The organism is Bacillus sp. DJP31, assembly GCF_049310945.1.
Taxonomy (GTDB): Bacteria; Bacillota; Bacilli; order Bacillales; family SA4; genus Bacillus_BS.
The window spans coordinates 1-11,864 of sequence record NZ_JBMERO010000046.1; the positions used below are offsets into that span (position 1 = coordinate 1).

Below are 11,864 nucleotides of genomic sequence, written 5' to 3' on the forward strand. Positions count from 1 at the left end.
AACATTATTCTTGGATAAAATATCGTTTTCAAGTTTGTGTCAAACTCATATACCCCGACAACCTCATCAAAGTTGGTATAGGGAATTTGATGGTTAGCTTGTCCGATAAAACGATAGCCTTTATATCCATGATAATATCCGATATTTAATAAATCTTTCTTCTGTTTGCTTCCACTAATTTCTATACCGTGTTGATCCCTTAGGTGGCGCATTAACCCATTAGTTGTTTTCCCTTTTATCAAAATAAATCGCTCCCATTTATGACTATTATCCTAATTATAAAGGTTAACTACTAAAAAAACTACAATCCTATTATTCAATTGTAGTTGGAAGAGTGTTCTTTTAATCTATGATATTTCCAAAAATTCTCATAATGATATAATAGTCTTACAAGCAATTGGATTAGAAGGGATGTGTATTTCTTGGATTCAGTCTACCTACATAATTCTGTCTTTAACATTGAACAGAAAAGAAGAGAGCTCGAACAGCAAAATTTAACACGTTCTGAAGTCAAACGTTGGTTCGAAGATAATTATCGTGTTTTTTCAAAGAAGAGTGCGTTTACCTGTTTATGCTGTAACAAACCAGTAAATATGAATTTAACCAAGGATGAAGGAAGACCTTTTTATTTTCGCCATAATGATGAGAGTGAATGTTCTTACTCTGAAAACACGAGGACTTATGATAAGCATGTTTCTAAGCTTGAGGATAAATCTAAAAAAGATATTGGTCTTACCATTTTTAGAGAGATATTACAAGGAGAGCTGAAGCCTTACAATGTGGAGATTGAGAGAGGGTTCCATTATAAAAAGAAGCTCTCGTTTATCCCGGATTTTATCATTAAATTTCCTAACTCTGAGGAACGATGGGCGATTGATTATTTTACTGCAATTGATCAAGGGTTAACCTCTGGCAGCTATGCCCGTCATTTATCTAAACGAATGAAAACCTATAAAGAAGAAGGTTTTAAGCCTTTTTCATTCGTGGATTATAGTTGGCTTTCTTTTTTAGAAGAGACGAATAAAGGCACCCTCCTTACGGCTGAAACCTATGTAACTAGTAAAACTCATGAAGATAATTTGTGGGATAAGTTTCTTGAGGAAAATGTACAAGGTGACTTATTAAACTTTTTTATGAAAGCTACAGGGGCAACCATGAGAGAGTTTAATACAAGAAATATCGCATATGTAGATGTATTTAATCGTCTATGTACAATTTTTCGCTTCATTCCAATATCAGAACATGATCGAAATATAACTTTTTATAAACTATCATCTTCTGAAGTACCTCTGACACGAGCGTTATCAATGAATGCTGATCAAAACCATTTTGTGCTCTCAAAAGAGGATGAGGATGATAAAAGGAATAAATTCTTAAGGGAATTAATGGAACAGAAAAAACAATTTGAACTAGAACAACAAAAGTTAATAGAGGAACAGGAAAGAATTAGAGATGAGGAAGAGCGAATTAAACAAGAGGAAGAAAAGCGAAGAGCACGGTTAAAGGCTGAAGAAGCAGGAAAACTGAAACAAAGGCAGAGAGTCCAAGAGCTGGAAGACGAACAAATGGAAAGGGAAATGCAAGAAATTGCAAGAAGAGCAGCACTAAGGCCAATAGAAGTTCATCCAGATGGTTGGAATTATAGAACAAAAAGACAAGCTCAATATAGCAATTATACCTATCAACAAACTCCTACTGTACCTAGTTATGAAAAAACAGAGGATAAAATAGATAAAAAGAAAAAAGAAAAGGTTCAAGAATTGCTGTTGTCTCAACCTATTACAGGAGAACTCTACATCGATGGAGATACAAAGTATTGGCGGAAAGTGGTATTGAAGTGGATAAACGAAAATCAATCAGGTGATATGCTCGTCGTTTCGTTGCAGAAAATTATAGGCTATATGAAAAGTGCAGGGATTTCCTTTAATCAGAATGACAAAATAGTTAAGTATCCAATAAAGGATTTCCTTGAATTTTATGTAAAAACCTTAAAAGCAGAATTAAAGAAAAAGATCGAACTAAGTATTCAAGAATGAATAGGGGGCTTCAAATGGATGTAGAACAGAGAATATCCTCTAAAGGAAGCACAGGGACGGTTCTTTTGCTTCCTCCGGCATTGTCCCTAAGTCTCAAAGCCACTTTTTCTCCCCTTGCTTCTTTCTTTCTTTGCTATGAATCCCGAAAGGGATTTTTTTTTGTTTTCCATTTTGGTTGCACATGAGTTTGTCATATTAGTTCGAGTGCTTCCGAGGGAACTATTACCATACGGAAAAGAGCTTTGGTAATCAAAACTCAGCTACTGTACTATGCTTCATGAAATTTACTATACTGACAATCTCCCGGCAGGAAAAGTAAAAGATATAGAGGAAAGATTGGATGTCTGTTGTTTATGGCAAACTAGAATTGTAGGGATTGCACTTAATTAATTTCACTGGTCCGAAATACATATAGATTTCTACCACCTGGTTAGATCTAGGTGAAGCTATATCTGAGGCAAAGAGAAGAGAACTTAAAGAACTATATCGGCAAGCATAGTAAATAAGCTGTGGTAGAAAATTTTAAAGGAAGATATTTTAATGCCATTTTAGTAAGGTTATCCTAAAAATTCTATGAATATTTTATGGAGGTTTTATTATGGATAAAAGATATATTCCTGCTCCAATAAGAAGGGAGTTAAGGCAAGAGTTCAACTATGGTTGTTTCTTATCATCATTTTGATCCGCCTTATCACCAAGGTGGAACACATAACTCTGAAGGAATGATAGCTCTCTGTTTACCTCATCATAAGAATGCTGACATTGGGACATATACTGATGAACAACTAAAGTATCATAAGGAACATCTCCAAAAAAGATTCATTTCAATTAGATCTAAGCTTTCATAATATTACAGAGGAAGGATTGCGTAAAAAAGTTAAATTAGAAGCGATTAAACAGGAAAGAGATATGATTCAACTTTATAAAAGCTATCCTGAAGAAATAAAACAATCTCTTTGACCAGATGATACTACTAAGGATACTATTTTTAATGAGAGATGGGATTTCATTGAAAGGGCGGACATTATATTCCCAGCCTTATTAGTAACTTTAAGTGGGAAGATTTCCTTTCCTTTTCCTATAAAGATTAGCGAAAAACACATGATACTTCCAGGGAATAATGTGATCTCGGGGGCAACAGTTATCAATAGTAAGGTGGCATTATCCATAAATTAAGAAAGGCGGGAAGCACGGGGACGGAACAGGGACGGTACTCTTGCTTCTTTCTAGTTTTTGGAGCTAGACAAGTTAGGATCACAGATTGTCCTTATGTGACTGATGTGGGAGCCATGGGGACTGTTCCTGTGGTCTGTTTTCAAAGTTTTCTAACGAATTAGGATAAACTGAGCCATTTGGGTAAGATCTTATCTTATTTTAACTCATTTTTGACACTAGAAGCCAAGGGGAACGTCCCTTTGGCTTCTCTGTTGTATTGACAAAAGCAATGGCGATCGATAAACAAAAGGCAAAGGTAATTGTTGACCTAGAAAATAGTAAGCTACTACAAGCACCAGATTACCGATTAACACTTCGCGAAGTGTCTCAGAACAATATGTTTGACTTAGAAAAGACACTTTCCTTGAATTTCCAACTCAATACAAATCAAGAGCATCAAAATCTTAGCTTCTTTGTCCTTTCAGATATCTTCACAGATGGAAAGGGAGAAACTTTCAATGGCAGACAACAATCTGCAAGCACAGAAGAATATTCGATTTATATTGATGACCTTGAGTATGAAAATCCACTGACTTTCAAAATACAGCAATACCCACTCTATTTAGAAGAGGAAATAAATATAAGGGAAAATAATGTAGTTGTCTTTGGGCTTACCGATATTTGTGGGGATGTAAGTGTAAGAGGAAAAAAGGGGATGCCTTTTGGTTGATAGTGACCAATCTGGGCAGTCCCCTTTCTTTTTTTAGTGGATTCCTTTAACTTAGACTTCATTTTTCACCTGATTAAAATAATCAAAGACCAGAAGTTCTAGTTCTTGAAACTTTATATTCCCCAAAAATGCTTTATCAGTTTCGAGTGTAAACAGTGCACTGAGGTAGGAAAGGCTTGCTCTAATATCATTGGAGAAAATGAATTATTTGGTCGCTATGGTGGAGATGAATTTGTTGTTGTTTTGAAGGGTGTCACACTCGAACACGGAAAGAAAAAAGCTGCACGACTAGAAGAGTCAATCAGAAGTTTACAAGTCCAAGAGGGGGGACATCGGTTTCGATTAAAACCAGTATTGGGGTAGCGGATAACCGTACCGTAACTACATTTAATGACTTGTTTAATCTGGCGGATTTAGCCCTCTACAAAGCAAAGGAGAATGGGAAAAATCAGATTTATGTTTGTAGTTAACTTCTTGGGTGGAAGCACAGGGGCGGTTCTTTCGCTTCCTCCAGCATGGTCCCAGAATAAAACCAAAGAAATTTACCACCATTGACATAGTTCATACTACCTTACGCCAATAATTGTACCAGTAAATGACATGGTGTTTTCTACTTTGCCTTTTGTATTATAAATGGGTATGAATCCTACCAGAACTAACATTGATAATTGTTTGTTAATATGTATTAGATAAAAGGATAAAAGTATGCTAGATTGATAGAAGGAAATCTCAATCCTAGTAGAAAACCCATGTTGTCTACCCGATAGATCAATTCCCTCGTTTGCTGCATTAATACTCGGAAAACTAGTAATTCTTCATTTGCAACAATCATACTATTCCCATAACCAACGCAAAGCTCTCCTTCCTACATTCGCGCTATATTCAGTCATGATAGACAGCCCTATTAATTGACCTAATACACGAATGTGCCTTGCTGAAAATTTCCTTTAGGATATTTTTACCTCTTACTCAGACTCAAACCTATAAATTTATAAAGAAACTCAGGGACGGTTCATAATCTGTGATGAAAAGGAATAAATGTATAATTTGTCGAACTATTTTTTGTATAAATATTAATAAGGTGGTCTATATTTAATGATAGTAACATTTAATGCAAGTTCTCAATCTATGTTTTTTATACCGGGTAAACGCTATAAGGTTCTATCGAAATATAAGAATTTATATAGAATTGAAGATGAATATGGCGAAGACTATCTATTTTCTATTAAGGAAAGCTCTGACTGGATAATTAAAACAGTCGATGAAGTATATGAAGAAGGTAAGGAAGATGATCTAATTCTTAAAATTGAAGTTCCTTGTGAAGAACTAAAGCACCAGGAGAATATAATTGCAATTAAAGAAATAGCAGCATCACGTTCTATCGATTATCCTTTTACAATAAAGGAAAGCTTGACTTTAGAACATCAGGTTGATTTAAAACATTCAACATATATCATCACACAAGGCACATTTATTCATAGTATTCGTACTATAGCAACTGGAGATGGTATTCACTGTGTGTCGACTCTTATTGAGAAATATCGACTTTCAAATGGACATCCAACTCCGAAAGTGGGTTGGAAAAAAATGAGGGGAACAACAATTGCCACTCTAGGGGGAATAATAGAGAAAGTTGAACTCCATTGGTATCAATGTCCAAATGTAGGGAAAGTCGAATTTAAAATCAAACGTGTCCTAAAATAGAGGTGATGAATAGAATGATGAAAGTTCGCTTTATTGGGAATAGTGATCCGATGTACTTTATTTATGGACAAATATATGATGTATTAAAAAGGGAAACAGAAAACCTATATAGAATTATAGATGAAACAGGGGAAGACTATTGTTACACTCTTGATGATTTTGAGATAGTGAGATAAGAAGCGCGGGGACCGTTCGAGACCAGAAAAAAAGTATAGTTTTTCACTGGTCTCGGACGGTTCTCTTGCTTAATCCTTAAATTTTCCATTTATTTTAACCGCCAGTCACTACTTGTTTTTTCTTGTTTTACAGCATTGTTCCAAAGGCTGTTTTTCGTGCTCGTAAGGGCACGCGTTCTAGTAATGAAGGATCCTTTTACTACTTCCCAGCGCTTACTGCATGCTCTCTCCACATAAGAAAACGGGTTCTCTTCGGTCTGGAAAACAAAACAATGCAAGACTCAGTCCTGGACATTTGTTTATCCATAACGGCCTTTGAAATACGAATCTCTAGTTGCTGCTGGTTGTTGAATGTGATCAGGGTATTTGAATGTTTGGGGTGGTAATAGGAGATATGTTCGTAGAAGAGCCATACACACTCGTGGGATTCGGAAGAACATGTTGGAAAAGCATAGATATCATCGAGTGGGTTAATCGGGATCGGCGGACATTGGAAGTAGGATTTTTTGTGCTGAAGTGATTTTTTCCTACCTTCAAATAATTTTGAGTGCCTGTCACCACCCGAATTTTCTTGTTTCATAAAAAAGTGTTTCACAGAGAAAAATCAAATTTAATTTTATCATGCAGAATTATTCTAAAAAAGCATAAAGGTAAACCGGAATAATGTTGATTTAAAAAACGTAATTACAAATGCTTAATTTAAAGGATTTGACGTTCGAGTTAATCAAACGTTCGTTTAAATCGCTGCCAAAAATTAATATTCTGCTATCTATTTTCAATACTCCGCAGCTTTAACCGTCTGTTCCCTCCACATAAAGAAACTACCTCTCTTCGGTCGTGAATACAACACAATACAAGATTCCGTCCTAGATATCTGCTTGTCCATTACTGGCTTTGATATTTCACTTCGAGCTGCTGCTGGTTGTTGAACGTGATAAGGGTGTTTGCTTGTTTAGGGTGGTAATAGTGGATGTGATCGTAGAAGAGCCATACACATTCGTAGGATTCCGGAGAGCAGGTTGGGAAGGCATAGATGTTTTCCAGTGGATTGATGGGGATTGGCGGGCATTGGTAGAAATTCTTAACATGCTGTAGCGATTTTCTTCTTCCATCAAGTGAGGATCCTCCCTCTAAGTAGGCTTTTTCAATAAGCTTGAGGGGTGACTTATTGGAATAATATTCTCCATGCAGATCTATTATCCTTGAACGGTATATTTCGTGATAGTGGGGAAGAATAGCGACAGTCATCGGGTTGATTTCATACTGTTTTTCTTTTCCAAACAATGTTTTTTCCTCCTTGTGAGTGTGGGATTTGGAGTAACTAGGAGTTAGCTAGCTTAAATGAAAAATCATACCTTGGAGAAGGGGATATTAGGGGGAAGGAGTCTATGATGATAGATAAGGTACTATCACTTATCATGTTTCTTTACGAGAATCTTCTTATATTCAATTTGACGAATGATAGGATCTTCAATTCCAAGAGCAATGAGAAGTTGAATGAGGGTAACACTAGAAGGAAACCTCTCTCCACGTTCTAGCTTGCCAAGATGATTACCATCCATATCTACTTGCTCTGCTAGCCATGCTATAGTTTTTCCACGTTCTTTTCTTTTCTTTTCTTTTCTTTTCTTTTCTTTTCTTTTCTTTTCTTCCGTATAACCCTACCAATCGCTACTCCAATTTCATAATCTTCCAAAGGTATATCTCCTTTTTAAGACTATTATCCAAGCCAAATAATAAATAAAAAAAGTCTCATTGTACCCTTTTGGAGTTAGGTAGGAAAGGGACGGTACTTTTGCTTCCTATTAGTTTCTGGATATTGAATCTTTAATTATCGTGCTGATAGAAGTGAAGATTGACCTTATTTATAAGAAAGCAACCGCTATGCGTGAGGAGAACCACTTCACGCATAGCGGTTGCTTGTATTTGACTGATGTATATTTCCTATGAAGGTAATATGATGGGCAATTAGTTTGTAATACAGCAATTCTCGCAGTCAATCATCCTAGTTTAAAGAATAGCTCAGACCCAATTGTAAAAATAGTGGAGGGTTATGGTGAGGTATGTCGAAATATAACAGAAAGAGATAGTTGGCATGCTGTGAAATGAGAGTTAGTGATTCGTGCATTTTTACATAGTATCTATAACATTAATATATGAGAAAAGGTGAGGGTTGCCGAATAGCACATTGTCTGCGATGTCCGTTCATGTTGCGATTAATTATTTGACAAACTGGACAGGACAGGCAAACGAACAAATACTGTATATACGTATGAAGGTAACCAAAATGTTCTAAAACCACATGTGGTTTGGAGTTTTGTAGATCGGCACTCGTGCCCACATTACCCGGAGGGGTAAACTGAGGGAAAAAGGGAAGTATTGGATGCACTGTCACCACCCGTTTTTTTCTTGTCTCACAGCAATGTTCAAAACAACAATAAGGATTAACGACATACTGAAATAGAAGAATCGTTACTCCTTTATGTTTTTGACAGGTATATTTAAGGGTTGAGAGTAGAGGGGTGCAAGTACCATGTCCCTTTGGGATTTTTTAAAATGAAGGAAGGATGCGGGAGTCTTGTTTATTTGAGCAAAATTTGTGGGAGGAAAAGTGAGGGAATTCGTGGTCAGAACCTACCCCTAATGCACCAGTTGAACAAACAGTTCTTCTATTGCATGTAATCTTAGGATTGTCTATCAATTGCTTCAAAGTCAATAATGGTTATGAGGTACTTCTACATGGTCCTTTTAATAAGATTGACAAACTCGTCTGTCTTAACATAAAATGGATTTTACTAAGTGTATTGAAGCTTGGACCAAAAGTTCGATTCTTTGCCACCTTCATATTTCTATTTATTCTACTTATGTTTTTACGTTATGTCAGTTTATTACCTGAAAACGTACCATTTATGGAGGCGATGCAAATGCAACTATCAGTAAAGCAACTAACTTCTATCTTCACTGAGTCACTTTGGGCTTTTGGAATAAGTTTATTTGCAGGTATGAGCACAGGTGGGGCTGGCGTACGCCCAGGGGCCTCGGCTTGAATACATTTATATTAATTGTAAAGAGTGTAGATAACCTGCACTCTTTTTTGCATTTTCAAACTAAATAGAGTAGAAAACAGTTTAGCAGATGCCCTCTGCCATGCTCTATTGCTTCGTCATCCTCACCATTCCTCTTCCGCTTTATCCATCATTTTGGAGGGAATAATCCATAGCCAGGTGAAGTTTCTCTGGCCTATCCTAAACTAGTATGTCCTAATCTTACATATAGTTTGTGTGAATGGAGTTAAACAATAAGTTGTAATGCTACTCTTTGCATACTAGGTTTTAAGATTCCTAAACTCTCTTTACTATACAATTCATTGAACTTCTGATTAGCAAACCGAATTATTGGTGATTCTAGTAACATTGGAGACGATAACGGAAAACCGTGGAGTAGTCTTAGGTACACGTCAAATGACAGGTTAAATGACTTCTTCCTCTAAGGTCTATCTGAAAACATTAGTTTAATATGAATTAATACATATTGATTCAAGAGTTGACGCATTGTTTATGAATATGAGCTCTATTTTTTAGATATAAAATCATTCGAGATATTTTCATTCTCTTAACTAAATGGATATTTGAATCGTGCTAACAAATCTCTAAAAATAATGTACCAAGTTGACGATTAAATAGTGCTGTGCAAGATTAATACCTTTATAATATAAGGTAACAAATTAATATATTAATTAATGGGAACGAAGAATTCGAATAATGGAAAGGAGTGACAAGGTGCTTATAAAAACATTAGAGATTGAGAATTTCAAAAGCTTTAATAATCGGAAATTTGAGTTTAATGAAAGGTTTACTTTAATCATTGGGGATAATGGTACTGGAAAAACAACTGTATTAGAGTCTTTAAGCATTGGATTAGGTGGATTTTTAGCAGGATTAGATGGAGTAGCAACTCGTAATATATACTCTGATGAAGTACGGAGAGAATGGGACAAGGTCGGGGACGCGACTGTGACAAAGGAAAAACAATTACCTTGTGCAATTAGTTGTCTTGGTACTTTGCATGAGCAGGAGTTTTCATGGCGGAGATCTATAGAAACATTAAAGGGAAAAACAAACCGCATACATGCCAAACCAATTATTAACTATGCAGCAAAACTTCAACGCCAAATTGTGAAAGAAAAAAATCATGATGTTATTCTTCCACTAGTGTCCTATCAAAGTGCTGGTCGTCTATTCTCGCAAAAAAAGAATAAATGGATAAATCCTTTCGAACGTGAGGAATTATCAAGATTTCTTGGATATACAGATTGTCTTGATGCAGAGTCGAATATTAAGTTATTTGTAAATTGGCTTAGAAGAATGACCCTTGTGGAAATTCAGAAGAGGAAGAAAATAGGAGAACTTGAAGCAGTTCTTGAGGCAGTTAAAGAGTTTATGAGAGGATTAGTAGGTGAAGACGAGGCAGTTAGTATAATGTATGATTTTGAAGAGGAAGAGGTAATGGTCGAACTAGGACCCCTCACGATCCCCCTTCGACTTATGAGTTCAGGATACAGAAGTGTAATAGGGATGGTCGCAGATCTAGCTTATCGGATGTCACTATTAAATCCACAACTTAAGGAAAGTTCTGTTAAAGAAACACCAGGAGTGGTCTTGATTGATGAGTTGGATTTACACTTACATCCAAAATGGCAGTGGAAAATTATAGATGACTTAAAAAGAACATTCCCCAAAATACAATTTATTGCTACCACACATGCACCTGTTGTCATCTCGTCTTGTAAAGAGGGTGAAATCATTCGATTATATGAACAAGAAGGAGATATTAAAGAGATTAAAACTGAAAGTCCATATGGATGGCTTGTTGAAGACATTTTAACTGACATTATGGGGACTTCTAAAAGGTCTCCTGAGGTTCAAAAGCAAATTGAAGAGATACAGCAACTATACCGTAAACAATTAGAAGGCCAACTTTCTAGTGAATTAGAAGAAAAGTTAAAAAACATAACACGGGAACTTTATGAGCTGTTGCCTGAAGGAGATCCGGCAGTAACTTTAGCAAAAATGAATGAAATTGGGAAAAAAGCTTTGGGATTGAATAAAAATGAGGAAAGTTAATAGACTAGGTAAGCCTGATAGTTTAATACAGAATGCAAATCTATGGACGAGGGAACTACTAATTGAGATTAGAAATAAAGGTAGCTATACTAGTGTAAGAGATTCTGTGAAAAATCGTTATAGACAAGATGATGTGAGAATATCCCTGAAAGAAATGTATAAGGAAAAGTGTTGTTATTGTGAGACAGGAATTGGAACTACTAGCTTTGAACAAATTGAGCATCTAAAACCAAAAGCAAATCCTCATTTTCACCAATTAGCCTTTGAATGGTCAAATTTACATTGGTGTTGTCAGAGATGTAACAATGCGAAGTTAGATAAATGGAACGCAAAAGACCCAATTTTAGACCCGAGTATAGATAATCCCAATGAATTTTTAGAGTTTGATCTTTTTTCTTGTGAAGCAATTCCTAAAAATGGTTCTCTTAGAGGAGACACTACCATCCAACATACAAATCTAAACCGAGAGTTATTATTAAAATCACGAGAAAGAATTAGAGATCAGACATTAAATATAATTGGTCAATTAAAAAAGACTCCGAGTCAAATGGATGAGAAGTTTTACAGAGAATTAATAACTAATCTGATTAAAGAAGATGCTGAATATACGATGTTTATGAATCAGTTGATTAAGGAATATTTATGATTTAAAGACTATCTACAATAAAGCACGGTAAAGCACGGGGACGGTTCTCTTGCTTCCTTCCTAAATTTACCATTTATTTTTTAACGCCAGTCACTACTTGTTTTTTCTTGTTTTACAGCATTGTTCCAAAGGCTGTTTTTCGTGCTCGTAAGGGCACGCGTTCTAGTAATGAACGATCCTTTTACTTCCCAGCTCTTACTGCATGCTCTCTCCACATAAGAAAACGGGTACTCTTCGGTCTGGAAAACAAAACAATGCAAGACTCAGTCCTGGACATTTGCTTATCCATAACGG

Annotated in this window: 11 protein-coding genes and 1 pseudogene; 8 read left to right on the forward strand and 4 right to left on the reverse strand. The window is 35.9% G+C overall.

Annotated features, from left to right (window positions below; all coding sequences use genetic code 11):
* Positions 1 to 242, reverse strand: a 242-nt coding sequence (locus ACOI1C_RS21405) for an Abi family protein (RefSeq protein WP_422512604.1), incomplete at its 3' end; no start/stop codon positions are given.
* A gap of 180 nt (positions 243 to 422) precedes the next feature.
* Between ACOI1C_RS21405 and ACOI1C_RS21410 the strand changes: the two genes are divergently transcribed.
* The 5 genes and pseudogenes from ACOI1C_RS21410 to ACOI1C_RS21430 all read left to right on the forward strand — a co-directional run bounded on the left by ACOI1C_RS21410 (position 423) and on the right by ACOI1C_RS21430 (position 5,801).
* The gene (locus ACOI1C_RS21410; protein WP_422512605.1) at positions 423 to 2,036 is read left to right on the forward strand and encodes a hypothetical protein; all 1,614 of its coding nucleotides are present in this window, start codon (positions 423 to 425) and stop codon (positions 2,034 to 2,036) included.
* Between the two features lie 1,432 nt (positions 2,037 to 3,468).
* Entirely contained in the window at positions 3,469 to 3,921 is a 453-nt protein-coding gene (locus ACOI1C_RS21415; RefSeq protein ID WP_422512606.1) for a hypothetical protein, read from the forward strand.
* Between the two features lie 105 nt (positions 3,922 to 4,026).
* Positions 4,027 to 4,391 (forward strand): annotated as a pseudogene (locus ACOI1C_RS21420) (GGDEF domain-containing protein).
* Between the two features lie 625 nt (positions 4,392 to 5,016).
* A complete protein-coding gene (locus ACOI1C_RS21425) occupies positions 5,017 to 5,625 on the forward strand; it encodes a hypothetical protein (RefSeq protein WP_422512607.1) in 609 nt (202 codons plus the stop codon).
* A 14-nt stretch (positions 5,626 to 5,639) separates the two neighbouring features.
* Entirely contained in the window at positions 5,640 to 5,801 is a 162-nt protein-coding gene (locus tag ACOI1C_RS21430) for a hypothetical protein (RefSeq protein ID WP_422512609.1), read from the forward strand.
* Positions 5,802 to 6,000: 199 nt separating this feature from the next.
* Here the strand turns inward: ACOI1C_RS21430 and ACOI1C_RS21435 are convergent, their stop codons facing one another.
* The 3 genes from ACOI1C_RS21435 to ACOI1C_RS21445 form a co-directional block, all read right to left on the reverse strand.
* A complete protein-coding gene (locus ACOI1C_RS21435; RefSeq protein WP_422512611.1) occupies positions 6,001 to 6,381 on the reverse strand; it encodes a competence protein ComK in 381 nt (126 codons plus the stop codon).
* A 305-nt stretch (positions 6,382 to 6,686) separates the two neighbouring features.
* Positions 6,687 to 7,085, reverse strand: coding sequence for a competence protein ComK (locus ACOI1C_RS21440; RefSeq protein WP_422512612.1), 399 nt, complete (start codon positions 7,083 to 7,085; stop codon positions 6,687 to 6,689).
* 125 nt (positions 7,086 to 7,210) lie between these two features.
* On the reverse strand, positions 7,211 to 7,363 hold the full coding sequence (locus ACOI1C_RS21445; protein WP_422512614.1) for a hypothetical protein: 153 nt from the start codon (positions 7,361 to 7,363) through the stop codon (positions 7,211 to 7,213).
* A gap of 1,110 nt (positions 7,364 to 8,473) precedes the next feature.
* On the opposite strand from ACOI1C_RS21445, the gene ACOI1C_RS21450 reads away from it, so the two are divergent.
* The 3 genes from ACOI1C_RS21450 (at position 8,474) to ACOI1C_RS21460 (ending at position 11,570) form a co-directional block, all read left to right on the forward strand.
* Positions 8,474 to 8,848 carry a hypothetical protein gene (locus ACOI1C_RS21450; protein ID WP_422512616.1) on the forward strand — a complete coding sequence of 125 codons (375 nt, stop codon included), beginning with the start codon at positions 8,474 to 8,476 and terminating at the stop codon, positions 8,846 to 8,848.
* Between the two features lie 732 nt (positions 8,849 to 9,580).
* Positions 9,581 to 10,924: an AAA family ATPase gene (locus tag ACOI1C_RS21455; protein WP_422512618.1), complete on the forward strand. Its 1,344-nt coding sequence runs from the start codon at positions 9,581 to 9,583 to the stop codon at positions 10,922 to 10,924.
* Positions 10,911 to 11,570 (forward strand): retron system putative HNH endonuclease, encoded by a 660-nt coding sequence (locus ACOI1C_RS21460; protein WP_422512620.1) that lies wholly within the window; start codon positions 10,911 to 10,913, stop codon positions 11,568 to 11,570. Before ACOI1C_RS21455 ends, ACOI1C_RS21460 begins: the two co-directional genes overlap by 14 nt.
* Positions 11,571 to 11,864 lie beyond the last annotated feature (294 nt).